The 25,635-nt window shown below is 41.6% G+C and carries 19 protein-coding genes and 3 pseudogenes; 12 read left to right on the top strand and 10 right to left on the bottom strand.

Features of this window, described 5'->3' with window-relative positions; genetic code table 11:
* Window positions 1–5 precede the first annotated feature (5 nt).
* The 3 genes from A8O14_RS06150 to A8O14_RS06160 form a co-directional block, all read right to left on the bottom strand.
* The gene (locus tag A8O14_RS06150; protein WP_068948703.1) at window positions 6–1,493 is read right to left on the bottom strand and encodes an O-antigen polymerase; all 1,488 of its coding nucleotides are present in this window, start codon (window positions 1,491–1,493) and stop codon (window positions 6–8) included.
* Window positions 1,494–1,508: 15 nt separating this feature from the next.
* Window positions 1,509–2,990, bottom strand: a complete 1,482-nt coding sequence (locus A8O14_RS06155) for a lipopolysaccharide biosynthesis protein (protein WP_145915338.1) — start codon at window positions 2,988–2,990, stop codon at window positions 1,509–1,511.
* Window positions 2,991–3,061: 71 nt separating this feature from the next.
* A complete protein-coding gene (locus tag A8O14_RS06160; protein ID WP_068949745.1) occupies window positions 3,062–4,036 on the bottom strand; it encodes an NAD-dependent epimerase/dehydratase family protein in 975 nt (324 codons plus the stop codon).
* A gap of 33 nt (window positions 4,037–4,069) precedes the next feature.
* Here A8O14_RS06160 and A8O14_RS06165 point away from each other — a divergent pair, with 33 nt between their 5' ends.
* Window positions 4,070–5,107 (top strand): glycosyltransferase family 9 protein, encoded by a 1,038-nt coding sequence (locus tag A8O14_RS06165; protein WP_082913116.1) that lies wholly within the window; start codon window positions 4,070–4,072, stop codon window positions 5,105–5,107.
* A gap of 38 nt (window positions 5,108–5,145) precedes the next feature.
* Here the strand turns inward: A8O14_RS06165 and A8O14_RS06170 are convergent, their stop codons facing one another.
* The 3 genes from A8O14_RS06170 to A8O14_RS06180 all read right to left on the bottom strand — a co-directional run bounded on the left by A8O14_RS06170 (window position 5,146) and on the right by A8O14_RS06180 (window position 9,225).
* Complete coding sequence (locus tag A8O14_RS06170; RefSeq protein ID WP_068948706.1) at window positions 5,146–7,446, bottom strand: GNVR domain-containing protein; 2,301 nt, start codon at window positions 7,444–7,446, stop codon at window positions 5,146–5,148.
* 8 nt (window positions 7,447–7,454) lie between these two features.
* Window positions 7,455–8,546, bottom strand: coding sequence for a polysaccharide biosynthesis/export family protein (locus tag A8O14_RS06175; protein WP_161484813.1), 1,092 nt, complete (start codon window positions 8,544–8,546; stop codon window positions 7,455–7,457).
* 160 nt (window positions 8,547–8,706) lie between these two features.
* On the bottom strand, window positions 8,707–9,225 hold the full coding sequence (locus A8O14_RS06180; RefSeq protein WP_082913118.1) for an arsenate reductase/protein-tyrosine-phosphatase family protein: 519 nt from the start codon (window positions 9,223–9,225) through the stop codon (window positions 8,707–8,709).
* A 601-nt stretch (window positions 9,226–9,826) separates the two neighbouring features.
* On the opposite strand from A8O14_RS06180, the gene A8O14_RS06190 reads away from it, so the two are divergent.
* The 3 genes and pseudogenes from A8O14_RS06190 to A8O14_RS11930 all read left to right on the top strand — a co-directional run.
* Window positions 9,827–10,513 carry a bactofilin family protein gene (locus A8O14_RS06190; RefSeq protein WP_161484814.1) on the top strand — a complete coding sequence of 229 codons (687 nt, stop codon included), beginning with the start codon at window positions 9,827–9,829 and terminating at the stop codon, window positions 10,511–10,513.
* A 92-nt stretch (window positions 10,514–10,605) separates the two neighbouring features.
* Window positions 10,606–11,409: a hypothetical protein gene (locus A8O14_RS06195; protein WP_068948710.1), complete on the top strand. Its 804-nt coding sequence runs from the start codon at window positions 10,606–10,608 to the stop codon at window positions 11,407–11,409.
* A gap of 454 nt (window positions 11,410–11,863) precedes the next feature.
* A pseudogene (locus tag A8O14_RS11930) lies at window positions 11,864–12,679 on the top strand (IS3 family transposase); the annotation flags it as partial.
* Between the two features lie 225 nt (window positions 12,680–12,904).
* On the opposite strand, the gene A8O14_RS06210 reads toward A8O14_RS11930, so the two are convergent.
* On the bottom strand, window positions 12,905–14,191 hold the full coding sequence (locus tag A8O14_RS06210; RefSeq protein WP_068948711.1) for an IS110 family RNA-guided transposase: 1,287 nt from the start codon (window positions 14,189–14,191) through the stop codon (window positions 12,905–12,907).
* 82 nt (window positions 14,192–14,273) lie between these two features.
* Here A8O14_RS06210 and A8O14_RS11510 point away from each other — a divergent pair.
* The 8 genes and pseudogenes from A8O14_RS11510 to A8O14_RS06245 all read left to right on the top strand — a co-directional run.
* Window positions 14,274–14,546 (top strand): annotated as a pseudogene (locus A8O14_RS11510) (integrase core domain-containing protein); the annotation flags it as partial.
* A gap of 59 nt (window positions 14,547–14,605) precedes the next feature.
* Complete coding sequence (locus tag A8O14_RS12015; RefSeq protein WP_370623044.1) at window positions 14,606–14,752, top strand: IS3 family transposase; 147 nt, start codon at window positions 14,606–14,608, stop codon at window positions 14,750–14,752.
* Window positions 14,753–14,941: 189 nt separating this feature from the next.
* Window positions 14,942–16,570 carry a DUF1800 domain-containing protein gene (locus tag A8O14_RS06215; protein ID WP_068948712.1) on the top strand — a complete coding sequence of 543 codons (1,629 nt, stop codon included), beginning with the start codon at window positions 14,942–14,944 and terminating at the stop codon, window positions 16,568–16,570.
* Between the two features lie 14 nt (window positions 16,571–16,584).
* Window positions 16,585–17,904, top strand: coding sequence for a DUF1501 domain-containing protein (locus tag A8O14_RS06220; RefSeq protein WP_161484815.1), 1,320 nt, complete (start codon window positions 16,585–16,587; stop codon window positions 17,902–17,904).
* A gap of 347 nt (window positions 17,905–18,251) precedes the next feature.
* Window positions 18,252–19,364: pseudogene (locus A8O14_RS06230) on the top strand (IS3 family transposase).
* Between the two features lie 442 nt (window positions 19,365–19,806).
* On the top strand, window positions 19,807–20,934 hold the full coding sequence (gene nadA / locus A8O14_RS06235) for a quinolinate synthase NadA (RefSeq protein WP_068948715.1): 1,128 nt from the start codon (window positions 19,807–19,809) through the stop codon (window positions 20,932–20,934).
* Window positions 20,935–20,993: 59 nt separating this feature from the next.
* Window positions 20,994–21,899 carry a carboxylating nicotinate-nucleotide diphosphorylase gene (gene nadC, locus A8O14_RS06240; RefSeq protein WP_068948716.1) on the top strand — a complete coding sequence of 302 codons (906 nt, stop codon included), beginning with the start codon at window positions 20,994–20,996 and terminating at the stop codon, window positions 21,897–21,899.
* Window positions 21,900–22,087: 188 nt separating this feature from the next.
* On the top strand, window positions 22,088–23,248 hold the full coding sequence (locus tag A8O14_RS06245) for a helix-turn-helix domain-containing protein (RefSeq protein ID WP_068948717.1): 1,161 nt from the start codon (window positions 22,088–22,090) through the stop codon (window positions 23,246–23,248).
* Between the two features lie 161 nt (window positions 23,249–23,409).
* Here the strand turns inward: A8O14_RS06245 and nadB are convergent, their stop codons facing one another.
* Genes nadB through A8O14_RS06260 form a run of 3 tightly spaced genes read right to left on the bottom strand, consistent with a single transcriptional unit; the run spans window position 23,410 to window position 25,608 of the window.
* Window positions 23,410–25,062, bottom strand: coding sequence for an L-aspartate oxidase (gene nadB, locus A8O14_RS06250; RefSeq protein ID WP_068948718.1), 1,653 nt, complete (start codon window positions 25,060–25,062; stop codon window positions 23,410–23,412).
* 40 nt (window positions 25,063–25,102) lie between these two features.
* Entirely contained in the window at window positions 25,103–25,381 is a 279-nt protein-coding gene (locus tag A8O14_RS06255; RefSeq protein WP_068948719.1) for a type II toxin-antitoxin system RelE/ParE family toxin, read from the bottom strand.
* Window positions 25,381–25,608 carry a ParD-like family protein gene (locus tag A8O14_RS06260; RefSeq protein ID WP_068948720.1) on the bottom strand — a complete coding sequence of 76 codons (228 nt, stop codon included), beginning with the start codon at window positions 25,606–25,608 and terminating at the stop codon, window positions 25,381–25,383. Before A8O14_RS06260 ends, A8O14_RS06255 begins: the two co-directional genes overlap by 1 nt.
* Window positions 25,609–25,635: the final 27 nt, after the last annotated feature.

Consider the following 25,635-nt stretch of genomic DNA (forward strand, 5'->3'; position numbering starts at 1 on the left):
ATAATTTAATTATTCCATTTTATTTTAGATATAAAATTTAATAAAAATGAAATCATTATGATGAGAAAATTATCTCTATAAGCAGACATCCAGGTATTTAGATCAGATTCCCCTAATCCCAAAATAAAAAGTGGAAATAAATTTGAAAGAATCATCAAAATAATTAAAGGATGCACAAAATATAATGACATTAAATATTGTATATTTACTATAAATAAAAATATAATAAGCGGGTACAAAAATAATCCAAAATAGCCGAAATCTATATATGAATATATGATTGGATTATCAGATATATCGACATCAAATAAAGGATGAAAAAGATTAATAACAACCTCATTCCTTTGTACAAGTAGTTTATCCCTAAAACTATAGAAGATACTTGGTATGGTCCATATAAAATGGTTATACAAAGCCTTACCATACAAAAATGTACTTTGGGAAAACGGAACCTCCAATGCTTTGGTTGTTGCTATCAAAACTAATGGTCTAGATGCTAAATTGATAGCGACCGCTTCATTTGCAATGGATTGGATATTTTGATCACTGAAGTAGATTTCTAGACCATTCTTCATAACAGTTATGATATTTTCATTTTTTAAATCTTTAGATCCAGACTCACCAAGCCGAACAAAATTGAAAAGAGTTGCTAACACAAAAAAAACTGGGATTAACAATAAGATTGCCTTATAAAAACTCTTTAGATTAAGATTTTTACTATTCAGTAGATTAACAAATACAATATAACTTAATAAAAATATGCCCAATGGAGCCCTACCTCTGGTAAAAAATACTACAATGGATATGGTCATTGAAAAAATTAGCAGGATTTTATATGTAGGGTTTATTTTTCGATAATTTCCTAATATTTTTATAGTTAAAACTGCCATCAATGGTGATTGTAGGTTAAAGATACTATTTAGCGCAAACAAATACCATGGAATTCTTCCTTCGTCAAAATCTTCAGTCGCTATACCTCTGTATATGATAAAACCTGATGCTATAAGAACAATCTCCACTAAAGAAATAATAAAAATACATTTTGATATTAAATCAATATCAAAATAAACAATTTTAAGTAATTTTTGATATATAAGATTAATATATCTTTTGACAATATCTGTGCTGCTAAACAATCCAACCGCAATTGCAAAGAATGTTGTGTATGCAACCGCATATGAGTAGTTTACTATCTTAATATTGAGATTTTCAATTAAATAGACTGAAAATATATCATTCAATTTAAATTGAATTATATAATAAGAAATTAACCATCCAATATTTATTGTTAAAATTAAAAAAATAGATGCTAATGCTAAATAATTAATATATAATTTCTTATTAATATTCAACTCACTTCTCAAAATAATAAATATTAGTATGGTTGCGACTAAAGCAGCTATAACTGCCAATGAAAAACTATTAATTTGACCAGCAATAAGCCATAAAGGTATTGTTAATATTTCAAAAATTACTAATCTATAAATATTCATTATTAAATTTCTTTATTACTTAAAAATAGATGTATTTAATATTCTTTTAATTTTATTAATTAATATCTTAGGAATATGTATAATGAAATATGTAAGTACTATTAAATATATTATATTGCTTACCGCTAAAATTCCGTAGCTTTTAGTAACAATACAAAATAAGCTTAGCATATTTATTGTAACTAACGCCAATGCAATTATAAATTGTTTAGCAGGCCATCTTAGATTTATCTCTTTTAGGTATACACTAGCCAAAGTTACGAAGCAAAATAAGGAAAAAATTTCTGCTATAAGTAGTGAAATCCCAACACCTAAAATCCCTAAATTCGGGATTAACAAGATTGATCCAATAATTACAATTGCGGCTAAAGCTAAAGCAATTATAATTTGCATTGCAACGTTATTTATACCCTTAACAACTGCAAAGGCGGGTTGGGATAAAGCAAAAACCAAGATTGATGCTGAGAAAAATCCAAAAAGCATTGGATTCATTGAGATCTTGTTAGCAGTCCACAGTTGAAATATTAGAGGAAAATAATACTGAAGAAGTAATATACCTGGATTAAGAATAAAAATTAGACCCAACCATACAGAAGAAAATAAACCTTCAATGCGATTTTGGTCTTTTTTAATTATGTAATTCATCAACTCTGGCATGATTGGATTTGTTATAGTGCTAAGTCCCTGCATGCTTACGTTAGCCGCTGTTCGCATAGTTGAAAATGACGTCATTTGAACAAGCCCCACTATTGGAGCCAAGAAAATTCTTACTCCTTGTTGCCTGAAGATATCTGAGTAATATTTCACTGAAAAAACGAGCGAAAGCAAAAGTCGATCCAGGCCCTTTTTTATGTTAGGTTTATGCAAACGAAGATAAGGTTTCGCTCTAATAACAGACCTTAGAAAGATAAGCAGAACTATGTGTGCGAATAAACTCCCTAGACACCAAGCTATAGTAGCCCCCATGAGGTTGGCCCCATAAAACACGGCTAAAACAGGGAGGGTAGTAATTAGCAAAATATTAAATGTATTCCACCATGCCAATTGATGATAATGCCCAAACGGCGTGATCCACCTGCTCAATATCCCACCCCAAGCACCAGTGATAGCCCAATTGCACCCCAGTAATAATAAGGAAATTTTCCATTGCCATAAAATTATTGGGTCATCGGTAACTAAATCGGCAATTAAAGGTGACCAATTTAAAATTAATATAACAACAATATCGATCAAAGCCACGAGAATAGAGAACGCAAGGGAGGAGGATATTATCTCGTTTATCTGCGCTGATCTATACTGCCCTTGTTTTAGACATTCATATCCAATATAGTCATGATATGATAAATCCATAATGTTTATAATCGCCCAAGTTGAATGCAATAGTAACCATGCACCATAGGTCTTAATTTCCCAAGAATTTAAGAACAGAGGCACCATAATAATTTGAGAAATCAAAGTAATGCCAATCCTCACCCAAGAGGCGATGCTTCCAGACATGATTCGATAGCCCGTAGATCTCATTATGCTAGGGTTAGTTTTTTTGATCTGCATCTAAATGAGGTGCAAAGTTAAGTCAATTCGTTTTCGTAATACTTTTTATACCAGGCTACAAATTTAGCCACACCATCTGATACAGATGTTTGAGATTTATAAGCAACCCACTCTCCCAATAAAGCGGTACTCGCATGCGTTGCCAAGACATCTCCAGCTTGTAGCGGTAAATATTCCTTAATGGCAACTTTTCCCAATGAAACTTCTAATGCCTCAATACAATCCATTAATTGAACTGGATTATTATTCCCTAAATTAAAAATTTTATACGGGGGTGTTTCGGTAGGAGGCTTATCTAAAACCTTCACAATTCCCTCCACCACATCATCTATATAGGTGAAATCCCGAACCATTTTTCCATAATTAAAAATAGCTATTTTCTCTTCTTGGAGTATTGATTTTGTAAATTTAAATAAAGCCATGTCTGGTCTTCCCCATGGCCCATATACAGTAAACAATCTAAGACCAGTAACTGGAATTCCAAATAGGTGGCTATAGGCATGTGCCATAAGCTCATTTGACTTCTTTGTAGCAGCATACAAACTAATAGGGGTATCAACAACTTGGTTTTCCGTGTATGGTAGAACAGTGTTTCCACCATAAACACTTGAACTGCTCGCATATACCAAATGTTCTATAGGGTTATTACGGCAGCACTCCAGTATATTTAAAAATCCAGTAATATTGGAATCGGTATATTTGAAAGGCTGTTCAATAGAATATCTAACCCCAGCCTGAGCTGCCAGATGCAAAACTCTATTAAAATAATAAGTATTAAATAGACTGCTAAGCCCCTTTCTATCAACAATATCCATCTTAAAAAATTTAAAATTAGGATACTTTTTAAGTCTGGTTAACCTAGCATTTTTTAAATTTACATCGTAGTAATCATTTAAATTGTCTACCCCCACTATCTCTACCCCCCTCTTTAAAAGGGCTTCACCAAGGTGCATGCCAACAAATCCAGCAATTCCAGTTATCAAGATCTTCATATCATCAAATTTTCTAATTAGGCCAAAAGCAAAATGAATGTACTCATTTTTAGAATAGGATCTATCGGCGATACCATTGCAAGCTTGCCTTGCTTTCATGAAATTCGTCGACAACACCCTAACTCAAAAGTCACATTACTGACAAATTTACCCAATGATACTAGAGGCTTGGCTATTAGTAGTAGTGAAGTCTTAAATAACTCAAATTTAGTGGATGCAACAATCAACTATCGAATAAAAGATATTTCAATCGAATTATTCAAAACCCTAAGGATCGAGGTTAAAAGAAATAACATATCTCTAGCGTATTATCTAATGCCTGTTCGTTCAAAATTGGCCTTATACCGAGACTATGCATTTCTTAAATTAATAGGAATAAAAAGAATTTATGGCATTAGTTTGTTTTCAAATCACACGAATTTAGCTCAACGATTGGGCATCAATGCACATCAAAACAGTGTAAACCCAAACTTTGAGCCAGAATATCAACGCCTATATAGACTGACATTTCCCAATCTAAGCCCTTCGACTCTAACTCTTTCGGACTTTAATTTAAATTTACAGAATTTTGAAATTCAAGCCTTTGACGCTAAATTTTCAAATATAAGCATGAATAAAAAGAGTATTGCGATTTCTATCGCCTCAAAATCAAATTCAGATATAAAAGATTGGGGCAAAAAAAACTGGAAAAAACTAATACGGGAAATGTCTGTAATTTACCCTGAATTTACCCTCATCGCAATTGGTGCTGATTCAGATAAAGATATACATGAAGAAATTCTAAAATGTTGGTCTGGCAATAGGGTAAACTTCTGCGGCATACTGAGCGTCAGAGAGAGTGCAATTGTTCTATCCCGATGCAAAGTCATGATTTGCAATGACAGTGGCCCTATGCACCTTGGAGCAATAGTGGGGCTTCCTGTAATAAGCCTTTTTTCAAATGAAAATAAGCCAGGAATCTGGTATCCATGGGGTAATGAAAAAAATGTTATTAGAGTGCTTGGGGACGCCCCCCTAACATCCATCGCCCCAAAGCTGGTGCTGGATAAATTAAATACTATTCTCTTATAAAATCAACCGAAATCATTCCCCAATTTATATTGAAGGCTTTATAAATCTTTTTTGTATAAGATTGAATTTCTAGCCTGATAGCTAGGTACCAAACCATAAATTCCATATCTTCCATATTCGCGATATAAATTTCCGTAACCAGATCCAAAAGCAAGTGCTAAAGGTACAAAACAATTAAAAATTAAGCCATCAATACTATGACCGGCTTTAGAAAACAAGCTGACTGCCTCCTTAACCTCAAAAGCGCTGACTAAATTTTGTCTCACAACAAATGCTATAAGGTCCGCATAAGCGCCTAGGGATAAGGTATCAATAACAGATAAAACTGGCGGTGAGTCGACTATGACATAGTCATACCGCAACTTTAACTCAGCAAATAAATTTACTGCAGCCTCTGAAGCGCAAAGATCGCCAGAGTTTTGAATTCTAGTGCCACTTGGTATAAAGCTTAAATTTGGAAACACATCCTTAATAATCACCTGATCCAAAGAATGACTCCCCTTCAAAACCTCAGAAAAACCAGGGGCTTCTTTTGAGTAACTTAAGTACCTTGTCATCGAAGCACGCCAAATATCCGCTTCCAGTAGCATGACTTTTTTACCTGTAGAGGCAATCAAATAAGCTAAATTAGCACTGATGAAGGATTTTCCTTGTCCTGGTACCGCAGAGGAAACTAGAATAAGATTACCTGCAACCTTTTCCGAAAGTGAAAATAGTAAGGAGGTTCGCAAACTCCTCAATGCCTCCACAGCCATAGCATTTGGACTCTGTTGGGACAAAAGGAACGGATGCGTTTCAAATGGGTGTTCTAGCTCTTTTGAGCTTTCATCATATTGCTCTATAGAAATAGGCAAGATAGCAAAGTTCTGCAATCCAGTTTGCTCTTCAACCTGAGCAGGATCTCTTATTAATCCAGTAAGCATTGCAAGAAGTTGGCAAACTATAAATCCAGCAAGCAATCCGAGAAATAGGCCCAATAAAACTATAGCTCGTTTTTTTGGTTTTTCAGGTAAATCAGGGACAATCGGGGGGTCTACAATCGCAACATTAGCAATTGTTCCAGCTTTCGCAATTTGAAGCTGTTGCGCATTATTAAGCAAATTGGCATAAAGTTGCCCGTACACATCTACATCACGCTCAAATCTAATGTACTCCTGCTGAACTTGGGGTAATGCGCTAATTTTAGCGTTTAACTTTACCGAGTCAGAATTAGCCTTTTGCAGCTGACTATCAAGGGCAATGTAGTTTGGGTGAAGCGGCGTATATTTGGTACTCACCTCTTGTAATTTCAAGCCGATATCGACCTTTATCTTTTCAAGATTAGTGGATTGAGCAAGCAATTCTTTAATATCGGTAGGAATATCAACAGCATTGTTTTGCCTGCGAAACTGGGTGAGATTAGACTCGGCTATCTCAAGTTTTTCTTTCAGACGAGGTAATTCATTATTCAAAAACTCTAAACTGCGACTTGCCTCTTCTGATCTTCGATTAGTATTAGCCTGCACGTAATTGTTAGCAATTGCAGACATGATAGCTTGCGCACGGATAGGGTCTTTATATTCATAACTAGCGCGAATAATATTTGATCCTTTTTTTGTTTCAGTGGCAATCAATGCATCTTGGATACTCTGAATAGTTTCAAGCGGTCTATAAACTATTATCTTAAAACTATCGCCAGGCCTTGCAATTATTTCTTTAATACTTAAGGCAAAGAGTCCATCATCGCTCACTAAAGTTGAGGAGACCCCCTTGCCAGTAAGCACAACATCACCTTTATTTGTATGTAATTGCCAATTTTGATCTTCTCCTATCTTTAAAAACAAAGGCTTCCCAATGTACTTCTCAGGAATAATCATCTGATTAATTCGCAATACCTCTCCACCCCATGAAACACCTGGAATTTTAATGAGGGCCTCAATAAGCCCATTTTTTTCTTCGGGCAATATTCGAGCAAGCCAGCGAGCAACAAAGGGGATAACACCAAGCACATCGACATCAACGTTTGCCCGTAATTGCTCTACAGCCTGACCCACCACAACTCTGGATCGCAAAATATCAATCTCGCCATAAACAGCGGATGTCTCAACATTGAGAGCACGTGATATCTGATTAAGTGCACCAATGTTTGACTCTTTCTTGTCCTCAACCTGTATCAAAGTCTCAGATACGTAAATAGGTGTAGACAAAAATGCGTATGTTAAGAACAAACCAACCACAATACCAACAGTTGCGTAAAACTGCTTGCGAAAAAAGACAATATTTTCAAATAAGGCGCTAATGGATGGCGTGCCAAGACTACCCTCTTGTAGTTCGGAAAGCTTTGAGCGATTAAGTTCCATGATTGTTTTTAGAAAGGTCTATTGCTTGCAGGTACAGCAAACGCATTGTTATATCCAAAAATTCCAGGAAGAATTTGACTGATAATACGACCGATTTCAACAAAATCGGTAGGGCTTACAAAAACCACATCCCTTGGCTGAACTTTGAATTCATCCGCCATCACTAGAGCCTCAGGCTGAGAAGCATCTAAGCGATAGATGGCAATCTTATTGTTATCCTTGTCTGCCCTAAATAAAAACACTTTATTTGCAGCAGAAGAGAATGGATTAAGACCTCCAGCATCAGATAGAACCTCGGTTAGACTCATAAGCCCCCTGCGCATCACATAAGACCTAGACTGATTTAGATTAGGCGATGTACCAACTTCACCCAAAATGAAGATCTTACGCGAAAATTTATCAGGAATAGTTACCACATCGCTCGGGTGCATCATTACATCATATGAAATCTTGCCCCTGTAAAAAAGATTTTCTAAATCTAAAGTAATGGCTTCTTTGTCGCGAGTGATCAAGACTTGGGTTAAATCAGCGTTATCGGTATAACCGCCAGCAAGACCGATCAAATCAGAGATGTGCATTAACTGGTCGGTTGCTGAGTATGCACCTGGATTTTTAAATTCTCCAGCAGCCATCATCCGCCTCGAGCGAAAACCTGAAATTTCAATATCAACCTGAGGTTTGACGATATATTTTGACAACCTGGCCACTAATTCGTCGTGAAGCTGCTCGCGAGTTAAGCCTTCAACTTTAAACCTTCCCGCATAGGGAAAATCTAAATAGCCATCTCCGTAAACCACTCGAGAGCCTGAAGGCACACCCATCACCGTTGGAGACATATTTTGGAGACCTGCGACTAAAGTAAACTCTGGATATCCAACCACGTTGACCCGAAGAGCGTCTGCCCGGCCAATGCGATAGTTCAATTCTTCATTATGCATTCCTGGGCCCAGTTTCTCGAGAGCTTCACGCTCCTTTTGCTCTCTCGCTTTATTTAAATCCGTAATGAGTTTTGGCGTAACTTGATATATTTGATAATCTGGAACTGCAGGTTGCTCAGCAGTCTCTAAAACAACCGGCGACTTAAGGTAATTAGCCTGCATACCAGGCAACCATATACTTGTGCATGCTGAAGCTAGGCACAAGGTCGCCATAGCAAAAAAAGAAGTCTTCAAACGATTTAAATGCTTTTTTAAATTTTTCGGAATCAGCCGTGACATGCCTATAGAAAGTAAGTTACGAGAATGAGAATTCAATCTTGATTTAAACAAAGCCAATTTCAACAATCTTAGAGCTCCACTCATTGCAATATTGTTTAATCAACTTGACATTTTCTATAAAAACTTCAAAGGGTTCCCCAATCGGATCGGGAACATCTTCCTTGCTTGACCAATGGGAAAGCAAACGCGTCTTACCAATTGCACTGGGATTCTTTTCAGTAATCCACTTAAGATGAGTATTTTCCATGCAAAGAATAATATCTGAAAGGCTAATCATTTGTGGGATTATGACATGAGATTGGTGCAACGCAATGTCCTTATAGCCCTCTTGGTGCATTATTTCATTAATAAACTTATGGGCTGGTAAGAAATTAACTGCCATTATACCAGCCGAGGTGACTACAACCTCCTTTGACCTTAAAAACTCTTTGAGCACTAACTGCGCTACCGGGCTGCGACATATGTTGGCTGTACAAACAGTCAATATGCGTAATTTATCCATAAAGCTAAAATCTAAGACCAAGTTGATCAATTTTTTAAAAAAGCCATCAATTGCTGCCAAAACTATCGATAACTGCCTAGACTAAGCGAGCGGTGTCTCTTGACCCTAGGGGAGAGAGCTTGCCAAAACCTACGAATAGAGGGCCCCAGAAAAAAACCTAGGCCACCAAAGATAATTGCCCCTGCAAAAAAGACAGCTACATCAATATCGCCAGAACGCAGGCTGATTGAGCTAAAAATGAACTCGTCAACAGAAAAAATGAGATAGAAAAACAGAAAAGACAAACCGCCCACCATTCGACGATATCGAGTTCGATGCTGGTGTGACTGACTTGGTTTGTATGACAATTTATCGAGAATCATGAATTGCTCAATTTATACTACCTCTACACAGAAATAGTTACTCAAGTAACCCCAAAAAGCTTCTGAGTCGCGCCCACAGACCTCCTCACACACTACAAAGGTGAGACCATGATTGAATTTTAGACCATCAACACAGAGAACTGGAAGGTAAACGCACTCTTTTTTGGGGCCACTAACCATAATTTCTATTTGCAATATGCTAGTATTACTATTAGATAATGTACAATAGAATCATTAGTCATTTTTTGTATTTTGGCTATATTCAGACATTTAAAAAAACTATCTTTAAACAGGCTAGCATGAGCACCAACGAAAATACTGAATCAACAAACCACCCCTATGCTCAGGATGTGGATCAAGACAACCTTTTAATTATTGGCAAAAATTTTACCGCAATAGGCGATTTAATGGGTCAAGGAACCGTGGTGGTTGTAGGAAGACTCGAAGGTAACATGATTACGACCAAAGCAATTATTGCGGCTGGTTCAACTGTTTTAGGTAACCTTACCTGTGTCCAGTCAGATATTTCTGGCTACGTCAAGGGGACTATTGAGGCTGCCAATGTGATTATTCGCAAGGGCGCCAAGATCGAGGGCGAAATCAATTACTCGACCTTAGCTATGGAACAAGGTAGCGATGTCCTCGGCAAGCTAAAAAAAATAAGCCCCAAACCACAGACGACCCAAGGCCCGGCACTAACCAGCTATGAAGCACGCACTGAAAAGCCCAAGCTTACGGAAACATTTGCCTTAGATATTCACCCCGAATGGAAGCAAAAGCTTGCAAGCGATCCGATATCTCGAGCTGATACCCGCTTAGAGCAGAGTGATGGAACGCCAGCCCCAGCATGGATAACACTCACTGCAGATAAGTGTGGAATTGTTGTAGCAAGCGAAGAATTTAAAGCCCTAGTAGCCCAAGGTAAGTCCCTTAAATTGCGCCTTACCAATGGCTCAGATTGTTTTGACTTCAACTTACCCGCTTAACTTTTAAACTTAACCCAGAACGCTGAAGTAATCAATACAAAGCTATATAGTTCATTCGTGGCGCATGCAATAAACATCAAGGTAACGGAAATATGAAAAAGAAAGCTAATCCGGACACACCATCAAAGATAGGTCTAAAGCAAATTCCACGGTACTGGAGTGTAAATCTGGAAAATATCTCCCTTTGGCTTCTACTAGATGGTATTTTATCATTTTTAATCTTTATTGCTTTTAGCGGTTTATCTGGATTTAGCGATTTTATTAATAGCGTTATTTCGATCTTCCTGTTTATTGTGGCTCTTGAAGTTTTTTTCTTCCTCAAAAATGTTCTCTACCATTATCTTGGGTACCGATTGAGTCGCAACCGAGTGATCTATAAAAATGTTAAGACTCTTGTATCACAGCAATTTCCATTTCCAAAAGATGAAGTCAGTATTACTTCTCCTCAAGAATATTTTTCCTCTATCATCAAAAACAGCACCAGTACAGATGGTCAAAAAGCTGTGGCTAATGAGTTCATAACGATTGGTAATTACTTAAAAGAATCTGGAAATTTTTGGTCGCTATGGTTTTCTAATTTAACGCTATTTGACACCTTAGTAGCGTACCAAACGAAAGGGGCAGCAGATGCCAGCCCCAAACCAGGATCACCCCTAAGTTCCAGCATCAATCTTTCGTCCGCTTCTCAAATTCCAGATATCAACGAAGATGCAATCAAAGGCGAACTCTTAGAAAAAATGCATTCTCTCAACAAGCAAGAATTTGAACCAATAGTCATGACAAACGAGAAGATGACCACCTTAGAGGATGGAATCCCTACTGTCGAGAAAATTGATCGCTTAATTGAAGGAAAATTAAGTAGTTTTATGAAACCACCAAATCTTCCAAAGTTATAGACTGGCAATCTATGTTTAGCTTAATCCTCCCATTAAGCTAAAACGCAACACTTTAAAGATATCAGTTGTCTAATTTAGATTATCAAACTTTTCTCGATTTTCACAATAAAAGGATTCTTAAGCATAGTGGCATTCCCCCGATTCAGTAGACAGCTAATATTGTCAACAATGAATTGAAGAAGTGAGCATGAAGCGCACCAAATACACAGCCGAGTTCAAATGAGAGGTTGTTAAAAAAATCCTTTAAAAGGACATTCCGCAACAGAGGTTTCTAGTCCTTTAGGCTTTCCAGTTGGACTTTTATATACCTGGTCATGCAAGCTCAAAGGCCCCGATAAGTAGCCGATAGAAGATGTCAAAGCACTTCAGGCTGAGATGACCAAACTGAGAGGGTAATCCCCCCACAGATTAACTGAGCTCAGAGGTAGAATTTTCTCTATTAGAGGAGTTCTACATGAAGCGTTCTAAATTTACCGATAGCCAGATCATGGATGCCCTAAAACGGGTAGATGCTGGCTTAGCCGTCCCAGAGGTTTGCCGTGAGCTAGGCATCAGCGCTGCTACTTTCTACAAGTGGCGCGCCAAATACGGCGGTATGGATACCTCCATGATGGCCCGCATGAAAGAGCTTGAGGCTGAAAATGCCCGCTTAAAGAAGATGTACATCGAAGAAAAGCTCAAGGCAGAAATACTAAACGAGGCCATCACAAAAAAGTGGTGAGCCCAATCTCACAGACGTGAGATGGTCCAAAAAGCAGTATCCCAACACCATGTATCGATCAGACTGGCCTGTGAGATCTTTGGCGTTAGCGAGTCTTGCTATCGCTATGAAGCTAAGAATAATGCCGAGAATGAACTCATTGCCAGCTGGCTCATCCGCTTGACCGACAACAACTGTAACTGGGGCTTTGGCCTTTGCTATTTATATCTGCGCAATGTAAAAAACTTTAAATGGAACCATAAGCGGATCTACCGTATTTACAAGGCTCTGGAGCTCAACTTACGCATCAAACCCCGCAAACGTTTGGTGCGAGATAAGCCAGATGCCTTGGTTGTACCGCTGAGCATCAACCAAGTATGGTCAATGGATTTTATGCATGACTAGTTGCAAGATGGCAGGTCCATCCGCTTGTTCAATGTCATTGATGACTTTAATCGTAAGACCTTGGGCATTGAAGTGGACTTCTCATTGCCAGCAGAGCGAGTCGTTCGTAGCTTAGATCAAATCATTGCTTGGCGAGGTAAGCCTGCTGTTATACGAGCGGATAACGTACTAAATGCAAGAACTTTTTCCAGCGATAGGCAAAGCCATCCCGTAACTGCAAATTGCAGTTAAAAAATCAAACTTACTACTTGTCTATACCCAAACGGTCACTTCCACAAATAAATCAGGGGTCCCGATTAACCATAATGAACACAAGATCCGCCACTTTACGTTTTGGTCTTTACCCTACTTAAAACAATCTGAGGTCCCAGTGGAAGGTCCAAACATTATCTACGAGGTCCTTGCGGCCTCTACGGCCCCACAGAGAGGGATCGATCCACTGGGTAAAGCTTTTTCATAGTAACCTTGATACATCTGTTTTGACTTCACTAATCCGTAAACTACACGCGCCATCTTTGCTGCCACCGCAGTCCTTGCCTTGCGCTGTAAATCTTTATCTTGAGGCGCACTTTTAATATAGCGTAGATATTTTTGCTGGAAACTGTTCTCAGGTTGCTGAATGGCACGGTTGACTGACATCCACAGCGCTAAGCGCAGGCGCGCATTACCCCGCTTGGAGATTTGTTCTTGACCACGGTAGTTGCCTGATTGGTTTTTGGCTAGATCAAACCCGCAATACTTTAAGAACTGACGGTGATGGTCAAATCGACGCAGATCGCCACCTTCCGCCAGAATCGTTAAGGCATTAATCGGACCAATCCCCGGCACACTTTGCAAAATGGCAGAATCTAGGTTATCGGACAATACTGCCTGAGCTGTTAGCTCTAGCTGCGTACGACAATCATTAATCTCTTGATAGCGTCGCAGTTGTATTTGAAAGGTTTTACAAGCCAAGGAATCTTCCTCAACAGGTAGTCCAATGCTATGCAAGGCGGTCTCATAAAGCTCAATGAGCTTGGCTGCCTTGTTAACCTTACGGCCAACGACAGGGCTGGCAATCTGGCAAAACGCTTCTTGAGAGTACTTAATTACTGCGCTAGGGATGGGGAAGTGCAAAAGATAATTGATCCACCATGCCGAGCGGGTACTGTTCCACCATTTACCCATCTCAGGAAAATATAAAGGCAGGTAATGCGTGAGTATGGAGTGCTGTAAGCGCGTGCGACTCAAAGTGACTTGGTAGTAGGTTTTAGAGAGTTCTTGGAGATCATGATGCCCTGCAATTAATGGATCAACATAGCGCTGAGTAATCCCTTGTTTAAGCAGCTCCAAAAGCACTGCAGCATCTTTAGGATCATTTTTATCCCAGGAGTTGAACATCACCTCCCGATACCGGGCGCTCGCTACCGAAGAAATAAAGCAGACTTCAAAACCCGCTGTTACCAAGCGATGCCCTAATGCGCGGTGGTAATTGCCGGTTGCTTCAAAGCCAATAATGCAAGGTGGCGGCAAGCTCTTTAGAAAAGCAATAAAACGATGATGATCGGCAGCAGAATTAGCTATCCGAAAATGCTGCCTTTTACCCTCTTTAGTCTCGCTTAACACGGCATTAAAGTCCTTGGCAATATCAATTGCAATCCATGCCCCATAGGGTTTATTGTTTAATTGGTCAGCCATAGCAAATACTCCTTATTGATGATCTCGCAATCACCAGCATGGCTTAAATTGCTGCGGCTGACTACCATTCTGCATGTACTATGGCCCGGAACTTGTCAGTGGCAGACTGATGGAGTGGGCAGCAAAGCATCAAATCCACAGATAACACATCCAACCAGGTAAACCACAACAAAATGCCTATGTAGAACGCTTTAATCGCACCGTCAGATATGAATGGCTATCTCAGCATTATTGGGAAAGTGTTAACGAAGTTCAAGAGTTTGCAACGCAATGGATGTATAAATACAATCATCAACGTCCAAACATGGAATTGGGCGGTATCACCCCGAAACAGCGACTGGCCATGGTTGCTTAATTAACTCTACCTCTAGGTTCGGTTAAATAAGGGGGGATAACCGTATCACAAAGCGAATTATTCAAGAAAAAATTTACCCAAGCAGGTCTGAAGCAAAATCAGAAATCTTTGAATATATCGAGGAGTTCTACAATCGGGTAAGGCGTCACAAGCATCTATCCCAATTAAGTCCATTTGCGTTCGAACAACGTCAAATTGCGTTATAAAAAGTGTCTACGATACTGGGGGAATGCAAAATAGCCAAACCACTGCAAAACTGCTGGCTTTACAAATTGCAAGAGATTAGAATGAAAGTGTCTAGACTTATAAGGTCAAAATCTTAATCTTGAACCAAGTATGCTGCCTTTCTGGATAGTTAAGCAATTATTAAATACCATATTAGCGTGACTAACAAAATGGCTGCCCTCTTCTCGAAAGCAATAACATCTACCTTACAATCATCGAGAAATCCCCCCCCCAAAGTATCTCTTATTTCCCCTTACACCTTTCTAAATCGTCTCACGTTTGGCCCGAACTCGACGAGTGTTGAAGAATTTAAAAAATTAGGCCTAAACCAGTGGTTAGACTGGCAATTGCGACCCCAGTTCGAAGATGACCCCGATTGTAAAGAGCGCATGGCCAATTTTTTACTAAAAATTTGGTATCCAGCCGATAAAGAGGGTCGCTGGCCAGCGGTAAACGAAAAACGAAAATTCTGGTCTCTTGATAAATCACCAACTGAACTAATGAAAATCATTGAGCCAGGCAAAAACTCCAACTATAAAGAACAATTCATACCTTATGAGGAGGTTGTTTTCGCGTCTATTATTCGGTCGATTTACAGTCAATGGCAAGTACAAGAGGTGATTACTAGTTTTTGGCACAACCATTTCAGTGTTAATGCAATGGACGGCTTAGCGAAGATTCTATTTCCAATTTACGACCAAGAGGTAATCAGACCGCATGCACTCGGTAACTTCCGCACTTTACTTGAGGCGGTAGCCAAAAGCCCTGTAATGCTAACCTACCTAAATAATAATTCTTCGCGAGTAGGCGCTCCTAATGAAAATTATGCTCGAGAATTTTTTGAGCTTCACACTCTTGGCGTCTCGGCTTATCTCAATAACACCTATAGTAGATGGAAAGATGTTCCAGGCGCAAACAATGGTAGACCCATAGGGTATATTGACCATGATGTTCGCGAACTTGCCAAAGTCTTTACTGGATGGACTGTTGGCAACGGCGCACCCTTGGGAGATGGTAAAAACCTTCCGCGTACTGGTGAATTTATCTATATTGATGCCTGGCATGATCCATCGCCAAAGCGCGTGCTAGCAAATGAACTGTATTCCAATCAGGGACCGTTACAAGATGGTTTAAGGGCCTTGGATCTAGCCGCATATCATCCTGCCACCGCGCGTTTTATCTCTCATAAACTTTGCGCACGCTTACTAATGGATAACCCTCCTGAAAGTCTCGTAAAAAGTGCTGCGCAAGTATGGATTGCGAAGCAACATGACTCACATCAAATTGCAGAGGTCATAAGGCACATCGCTACCAGCGCAGAATTTGCAAACACAATCAGTACCAAGATTAAGCGTCCAATAGAGCTTTTGGCAAGTTTTGTACGGGCAACTGGGCAAGACTTTACCCCTAGCGACGAGTTACTTTTTCAGATAAGCTTTTGTGGGCAAACTCCTTACGCATGGCCTACTCCCGAAGGACTACCCGATAATAATCAGCGTTGGCTTGGGGCTAGCGTACTTTTACAACGCTGGAATTTAATTTCAGGCATTACTGAAAACCGCTGGGGATGTGGCGTCATGAATCCATTTAAACTTTTAGATTTAACTAATAAAATTTCAGCACTCACATTAGCTAAAACTTGCCTAAATAAAATATATGGCGCTGAAAATGCGCCCGATATCAGCAAACAATTAATGGCGGCCGCTAAATTAGCACCAAATGATCTTGTTAGCGATCCTGCAATAGCCCGTCGCATGCTAGCATGGTCAGCGATGGCACCCCAATTTCAAATACGCTAATATCTGAAGTTACTATGAATCTCTCTCTTAAAAGGCGCGAGTTCCTTAAAGCAGCAAGCTGCGCAGGTTGCTTTACTCCAGCTCTTGGTATTCAGTCCTTAGCCTGGGGCCACTCAGGTAGCGAAAGCTCACCACTATTACTAACCGTTTTTTTACGCGGTGGTGCCGATGGTTTAAATTTTGTCAGCCCAGTCAATGACGTTAATTTTGTTGATGCAAGAGCACAGGAGTTGCGTGTTTTGGAGTCTGGTAGCCAAGCAGGTTTTTTGCTAAAACAAACCCTAAGCCCTCACACTGGTTTTTATTTGCATCGTGAAGCAGGCGCATTTGCAGAGCTCTATAATTCGAAATATCTAGCGGTGGTCCACTCTGCAGGAATTAATGATGCGACTCGCTCCCATTTTGTTGCACAGCTCATGATAGAACGGGGGGTGGGAGACACCTCAGTAGTGAAAAATACTCAAGCATCAACATCTTCTTTGGGGTGGATGACTAAGGCATTAAATGCCCTGCCACAATATTCAAACCAGATTAACGCTTATGCCGCAAGCTCAATACTACCAGTAATCTTAGAGGGAAGCCCCACTGTCTTAGTTGCGCCAGATCTTCATGCGGGTCTTGGAACCCCATGGCTGCAGCCAGCATTTGGCTTGCCTATGGAAATACTCAATACTGATAAAAAGACCATCGAATCGCAATATCAAGATCTCTATAGAGCATCAAAAGAGGCTCTTTACTTGCAAGCAAAGATTAATCAATCTTTTGGACAAAATTCCTATGGCAAGACCCTTCCCTATAAACCGAGTGGGGCAGCAAACTATCAGGTCGCAGGGAGTTTTGGGCGCTCACTTGCGTCAATTGCCCATCTTGCCAAGACGAATGTAGGTCTGCGCCTAGCTAATGTCAGCTTAGGCGGTTGGGATACCCATGACAGTCAGCCTAGTCGCTTTTCAAATGCTGTTCGCCTACTCTCTAGTGGTTTAGGTTCTTTTTACGAAGATATGACAGCAAGCAATAAATCCGTGATTATTGTCATCATGACAGAATTTGGTAGAAGGGTTCGCCCCAATAAGAGCAATGGTACCGACCATGGGCATGGGGCCTGCTGGTTTGTGATAGGCGATAAAGTCAAGGGTGGCAACTTTATAGGAAGATGGCCTGGTCTGAACATCAATGAACTCGATCAAGGTGTAGATTTAGCCGTCACCACCGATTATCGACAAATTATTTTTGAATCCCTAGTAGCTAGCGGATTAGATAGCAATAAAAGCCTATCTGACTGGCAGGCTGAGTCTACTAAAAATCCGCTGGGTTTATTTGACAAAAAGGTATGAATAATCATAAAAGTCGCTATTACTTCTATAGACCCCAAAGAAAAAGTGTGTATATTTTAAATGTATCTAAAGCGTTTGGTCACTATTGTGCAAATAATAATGACTTTAATAAATGAAGATAGCCCCGCAAATCTACTATCGTCAATACAAAATTTATAGGCGTTTCAAGGTCAATTCAGTCGGGAAATAAAAAGATTTAGAGCTAGAAAAAATTGGCTTAAAGAAACTTGTATTCAATCTTTCTTTGCCAGAGGCGGCATTTAATAAGATTGTCTACATGACTTGTCTTGGGATTTTCAGACCAAAAGCTTTTAGAGGTAATGACTCCTTCAACCTAAGGAGCAGGTATGAAGAGGGCACGGTTTTCAGACGAACAGATTGTTCGGATATTGCAAGAGGCGGATCGTTCGCCAATAGCAGAGGTTGCTAAGAGTCATGGTGTCAGCGAACCCTCTATTTACAGTTGGCGCAAGAAGTTTGGCGACCTAGGTACGGATGATGTCAAACGCTTAAAGCAGCTCGAGCAAGAGTACGGTCGTTTTAAGGAAGATATTGGCAGAGCGCGATCTCGAGATTGAAGTCATGAAGGAGATTGCCGTAAAAAGTGGTGCGCGTGCAGGAGAGACTGGAGCAGGCCCGCTATGCATTTGGGCGAGGCATCTCCCAAAGACGCGCTTGTACGCTGCTGAGTGTTGCTAGATCTGGATTGGGTTACCAGTACAAGATGGCCGTTAAAGATCAGCCTATCGCGCTTGCCATGCGCCAGTATTCCGAGCAGTATCCTCGCCATGGTGCGAGGCGCATTCGGATCTTTTTTAAGACGGGATGGGCTTGTTCTTGGGCGTGATCGGACGGCACGCATCTGGGCAGGGGCTGGTTTGCAGGTGCCCGCTAAAAGGACTCGCAAGCGTCACCGCAGTCAAAACTCTCAGCCCTTCATGGCAACCGCCCCCAATGAGGTTTGGGCCTACGACTTCGTATTTGATGCTTGCGCCAATAGACAAAAGCTCAAGTGCTTAACCCTGATTGATGAGTTCACCAAAGAGAGTCTTCGCATTGATGTGGCTGGCTCAATTAAAGGCAAACGAGTGGTGCAGGTTTTGGAGGAGGTGATTGCAGAGCGTGGTTACCCCCAGGTTCTTCGCAGCGATCATGGTCCTGAGTTTGTAAGCACTGTCTTGTTGGAATGGGCTGTAGAGAGAGGATTGCGCAATTTGCATATTGAACCCGGCAAACCTTGGCAAAACGGGACTAATGAAAGTTTTAATGGCAAATTTAGAGATGAGTGCTTAGCGATGAACTGGTTTTACAGTAGAGCGCATGCTAAGGTATTAATTGAGCAATGGCGCAAGCACTACAATTTGATCAGGCCTCACTCAAGCTTGGGTTACCAAACCCCAGCAGAGTTTGTGGTTGGATGGCAAAAGGATTTAACAACAGGAGCCAGAGTTTCTAGATGAAATTGGTCCGATAAAACCAGACAGGTCAATGGGGCTGAGCGACTTGATGCAAGACAACTGATTCTAGAGCGACATATGGGTGAAAATGAGATTAAAATTGCATAAAAACCCATCGAGGTAGCTTGCTGCTTGGCGATATTAACCTTATGCATCTTGGAGCTAGCGATACCAATCATATTTAAAGCTAATAACTTGTCTATATTGGAAATGCTGAAGATAACAAGAGTCAGATGTTTGCAATAATTGACTCTAAAGATATCTTATTTGCTCCAGAATGCAGAAAAATAGCGCTACGAGCCCATGCGCCGCGATTAATCTAAAATCGACACATTCAATTGAAATGTTTTATCATAAATTGATCCTCTTTGGTCATGGTGCCAAATTAATATCGGCTTAAGTCCAAGCCAAGTATCAACTAATAACCTTTTAATCTTAGGTTGTCATGAATTCCACTGTTAGCACACCAATTGCCTTTGATTATCCTCAGCAAGATGCCTCTGGGCTAACTTGCACAGCACAAGCATGGGCTAAAGTGCCGGCACCTTTAACGGATGTCCAAAAACAGTCTGTACTTGCTCGTATTCGTTCGGAATTGATTGCCCGCAAGGCAGTCTTAATTGCGCACTACTATGTCGATGGGGCAATTCAAGATCTGGCACTAGAGACTGGTGGCTTTGTTGCAGACTCTCTAGAAATGGCGCGCTTTGGTAAAAATCATCCTGCACAAACCTTAATTGTGGCTGGGGTGCGCTTTATGGGTGAGACTGCCAAAATTCTCAGTCCAGAAAAAACCGTCTTGATGCCCGATCTAGAGGCTACCTGCTCTTTAGATTTGGGTTGTCCTGCTGATCAATTTGCACTGTTTCGGTCTCTGCATCCTGACCGCGTCGTCGTGGTGTATGCCAATACCAGTGCTGCAGTTAAGGCTCAGGCCGATTGGATGGTCACCAGTTCTTGTGCTCTTGCGATCGTACACCAATTACATCAGCAAGGCAAAAAAATCTTGTGGGCTCCTGATCGTCACCTAGGTAGTTATATTCAGGAGCAAACGGGCGCTGACATGCTACTGTGGAATGGTGCCTGCATAGTGCATGATGAATTTAAAGGGGTTGAGCTTGAGCTATTGCGTGCTCAGCATCCTCAAGCAGTCGTATTAGTCCACCCAGAGTCTCCTAGCAGTGTGGTTGCGCAAGCTGATGTCGTGGGCTCAACTTCAGCCATGATTAAAGCGGTTGTTGATGGCAATGCTGCCGAATATATCGTGGCGACTGATCAAGGTATCTTGCACCGCATGCGCCAATTAGCCCCAGGTAAACATCTCATCGCCGCACCTACCGCGGGTCAAAGCGCCACCTGCAAAAGTTGTGCCAACTGCCCTTGGATGGCCATGAATGGATTGCAAGGCATCTTGCAATGTCTCGAGCAAGGCTCTGGTGAAATTGATGTTCCTGAACCGACTAGATCAAATGCGCTCATTTGTATTGAACGTATGCTCGACTTTACGGAACACCATCCCGAGCTTTTAGCTAAAGCGCAACATGGCTTTGTGAAAAACATCGGGGCTGCTTAATTGATTTTGCCCCTTGATCTTGGTACTTTTTGCTTGGACGATCTACCCTACTTATCGCAATGCATACCCCAAGTCTAAATCCCTCCCCTACGCTATCGTGGTCGGTGCCTTTTGGTTTTAATGAAACCCTAGAGCAAGCTCGTCAGCGCAATATTCACGATGCCTTACTAGAAGATGTCGGGGTTCAAGACTGGACAGCGCTATTGGTGCCCGATGAACCTGCCCAAGCGCAATTATGGGTGCGTGAGTCTGCGGTCTTATGTGGGGTTGATTGGTTTGAGGGTTGCTTAAAAAAGCTCGATCCCCAAGCGCAAGTCATCTGGAACTATCTTGAGGGCGCAGTGATGGAACCCAATACCGTGGTTTGCTCCATCAAAGCTCATGCGCGCGCGATCCTGACGGCTGAGCGCCCTGCCCTTAATTTTTTACAGAGCCTGTCTTGGACTGCCACGATTACCCACTCATATGTCAAGGCTATTGAGGGGGTGATTCCCAACCCTCAGGCTTGCCTGATTTTAGATACCCGAAAAACCATCCCTGGCTTACGTCAGGCTCAAAAATATGCGGTGCGTGTGGGCGGCGGTAGTAATCAGCGCTTGGCCCTGTGGGATGGCATTTTGATCAAAGAAAACCATATTGCGGCTGCTGGTGGTATTGGCCCCGCATTGCGCGCTGCAAGCGCCCTTCATGCAGGGGTTTCTATTCAGATTGAAGTAGAAAACTTTGCTGAACTTCAGCAAGCCCTTGATGCGGGAGCACTCAGCATTTTGCTCGATAACTTCACCCCCAAAGAGATGGCACAAGCAGTGCAATTGACGGCTAAAAGGGCGTTACTTGAGGCTTCTGGGGGTATTGATCTCGATCAGATTTGTGCGATAGCCAAAACAGGGGTAGATCGGATCTCGATCGGAAAATTGACCAAAGACATTGTCGCGGTTGATTTTTCTCTTCGGGTCCAGGCTTAATATGAGAAAAATAGCCTTATCTTTCAAACAATAAGCCCATTTAAGCTAGAATGTGCACTAAGAAACTGAGGTCTGAAACGTTGCTAAGCTAGCACTTTTGCGCAGCATGCAGTTTTTGCTCAATCAGTTTTTGCTTAATCAGTTCTTGCTTTTGGCATATGTAAAATTTAATCAGAAAACGGCATTTGGTGAATAAGACTCCTGTTATCACTCAAGTCAACGGTCGTGCTTTTCAAGAAGCACGTGAGCGCTTGGGTATTTCTGTTAAGGATTTAGCCAAGCAGTCGTGTTTCTCAGTTCGACAAATCGAACAGATTGAAAATGGCAAAAGTGATGCGTTTTATTCATTAGCGATTAAAGCCAATGCTGCCAAAAAAATTGCTCATCTTTTAAAACTGTCAGAAGCTGAAGCTTTTGAATTCAAAGTCGACTCTCTGACGCTGGCAGCAGAAAAAGAAACGCTCACCACTGACACTGATAACTCACAATCGAGTCTCACGAGCAGTCCTGCAACTACACCAGCAAGATCTATTGCTACGCACACTGACGCAGTCGATTCTCGCTTTAGCTCTCACTCAAGCGCTCTGAGTGAACAACTAGAACCCCGCTTTGGTCCTGATCAAGATGGTACAGGATCCTTAGCATCATTAAATCATAAGCCACGCTCTGGCCGAACGCTCATCATCAGCCTTGCCTTGGCAGCAATTGTTTTGCTGGTGGTATTGATACAGTCAGATTTACTCATCCAAATACAAAATCCATTTTCACCTAAGCCTGCTCCGGTTGTAGAAGTCATGATTCCCGAAGACAAACCCGCTGAACCTGAAAAGTTGGGTATGACATCTGACAATAATGCCTCTACTGCTAGCCCTGCAGCTACTCTAAACACTAACGCTGCAACCGGAACAGTTGGATCAAATAGTGCTCCAAGTACTGCGCTTGCAACAGTAGCACCGAGTGCTGCCATCACGCCAAGCAATACCCTAGAGGGTTGTCCGAGTGTGGGTGTCAGCGCAAGTGCCTATACACCCACTCAAAGTAATCGCAGTGCGGACATGGTGTATGTGGTGAGCAAGGTCAATCAGACTGTGTGCGTGGTCGATGCCAATGGAAAAATCCAAAATCGATCTTTAGATGCTGGCACCAGCGCTTCTTTTTATGGCAAGCCTCCGTTTAAGGTCATGACCAGTGGTTTATCACAAGTAGATTTGTTCTTTCAGGGTTGGAAAGTGAGACCTACAAACCCCAATGAGAAGACCATTGAATTGCTACCATTGATCAATGCAACTCCGCCTGCGCCAAGTGTCGCGCCCGCACCTGCCGGCAACTCTCCCAGCACCACGAATTAAGAATTAAAAATTAAGGTTAAGGCCTCGGTCACATTGTTCCTAGAGCTTCATTACTGGCTTAGTAAGTCAGACTTTACTGAGTCAGACCTTACTGAGTCAGACCTTAGTGAGTCACACTTTAACTAGTATCTGTACTGCTTTTCTGAATACCTTAAGGTTGTCTAGGATTCTTTTTCTTCTCGGTCAATCGCTTGCGGGGTCAAGATAGTGGGGTAGGAAACCGCCCAAGTGCCAGGATAATCGCGACTAAAATGGAGTCCTCGACTTTCTCTTCTCATCAGAGCTGATCTAACGATTAATTCAGCGCACTCTAGCAAGTTGCGTAACTCAATCAGATCTCGTGTGACCTTAAAGTTCGCGTAATACTCTTGTACTTCATATCTGAGCAACTTAATTCTGTGTAAGGCACGCTCTAAACGACGATTGGTTCTCACAATGCCAACATAGTTCCACATCAAGGAACGCAGTTCATCCCAGTTATGGGCAATCACCACTTGCTCATCGGCATCTTCTACTTGGCTTTCATCCCATAAGGGAATAGTAGGTAATGGCGGCGTTTTGAGTGTACAAATATCTTCTGCTGCTGCCTTACCAATCACAACACATTCAAGCAAGGAGTTACTCGCGAGGCGATTAGCACCATGCAAACCAGTATAGGTCGCTTCACCTACTGCATATAAGCCAGGCAAATCCGTGCGACCCTTGAGGTCCGTCACCACTCCACCACAGCTGTAATGCGCCGCAGGCACAACTGGAATAGGTTCTTTGGTAATGTCTAGGCCCAAACTGAAGCAACGCGCATAGATCATGGGGAAATGCTCTTTGATAAAAGCTTCGCCCAAATGGGTGGCATCTAAATGCACATAATCTAAGCCGTGCTTTTTCATTTCAAAGTCAATGGCACGTGCGACGATATCTCGTGGGGCCAGTTCATTGCGCTCATCATGATCTGGCATAAAACGGGTGCCATCTGGCAGTTTTAATAAACCACCCTCACCGCGCATGGCTTCAGTAATGAGGAAGGTACGGTCACTAGGGTGATACAGGCAAGTTGGGTGGAATTGAATAAATTCCATATTGCCAACACGGCAACCTGCACGCCATGCCATGGCAATTCCATCGCCCGTAGCAGTATCGGGATTACTGGTATAGCGATACACTTTGCCAACACCGCCTGTAGCCAGTACTACTGATTTAGCTTGTATCGTTTCTACCCGATTGTTTTTAATGTCTAAGGCATATACGCCATAGCAACGATTGGGTTTAGTGCGCTGCGTCTTGGCATCAAGTTGACGATTGGTAATGAGATCCAGAGCAATCCAATGTTCCAGAATCTGAATATTTTGATGTGCTCTGGCTTTATCCAGTAACACTTCATGAATGGCTTTGCCTGTGGCATCAGCAGCGTGCGCAATACGGCGATGACTATGGCCACCTTCACGAGTGAGATGTAATCCCATCGGACCAGTCTCATCAGCAGTAAAAGGAACGCCCTGCTCTACTAACCATTTAATCGCCTCAGCACTTTCTTCAGCGATATAGCGGGCAGTCGACTCCACTACGAGACCAGCACCAGCATCCAAAGTATCAGCTACGTGTGAATCAATACTGTCATGCTCTTTATCAACCACGCCAACAATACCGCCCTGGGCCCATGCAGTGGCTGCCTCACTCAAACCACGTTTGGCCATCAGAATCACTGGCTGAGTCTTGGCCATATGCAAGGCAACGGTTAAGCCAGCTAATCCAGCCCCAATAATGAGAACCGGTAACTCAGCTTGAGTTTGCGTGGAGGATGGTTTTGAACTGGCCATAGAGGGATCATTCTAAAGGTCGCTAGAGATATTCGCTCATTTATCGCTTAATGTTTCGGTAGAAGTTTTCGTGGGGTCCAATGGAGTCTAAATAAACAAGCCTAAGACCATCATCAATAGAATAGCCAAGCAAGTAAAGCTGGCTGTTGCTCTTAAACTTAAAAACCCATAATTTAGACAAATCACCCTTTTTTCTCTCACCAATACGGGGTGCTTCTGAGATTTTGACTACAGCGTCGTCAACATCTTTAGCAGTTTTGTCATTTAGTTTTTTGTATTGTCTTGTAAATCGGCGCATTTGAATAACTGCGTACGCCATTAAAGCTTCCTTGATCGAGGAATAAATGGAGTCCCGCTTTCACGCGGCTCTGCTAATGAGGCCAATGACTCCGCAATGAAAGATACTGGCAAATCGGGATTATCGATTGCGGCACGGCCTACTTTTGCCCAAAACTCGATCTGGCCAGCAATAGTCCGATGCTCAGCCTTGGCCTCTAGCTTGGCTAACTCATAAAGATCATCATCAATTCTCACTGGCATACCCATCAGGACCCCCTTTTCTTCATTTTACTA

The sequence above is a fragment of the Polynucleobacter wuianus genome, assembly GCF_001659725.1.
In the GTDB taxonomy this organism is placed as follows: domain Bacteria; phylum Pseudomonadota; class Gammaproteobacteria; order Burkholderiales; family Burkholderiaceae; genus Polynucleobacter; species Polynucleobacter wuianus.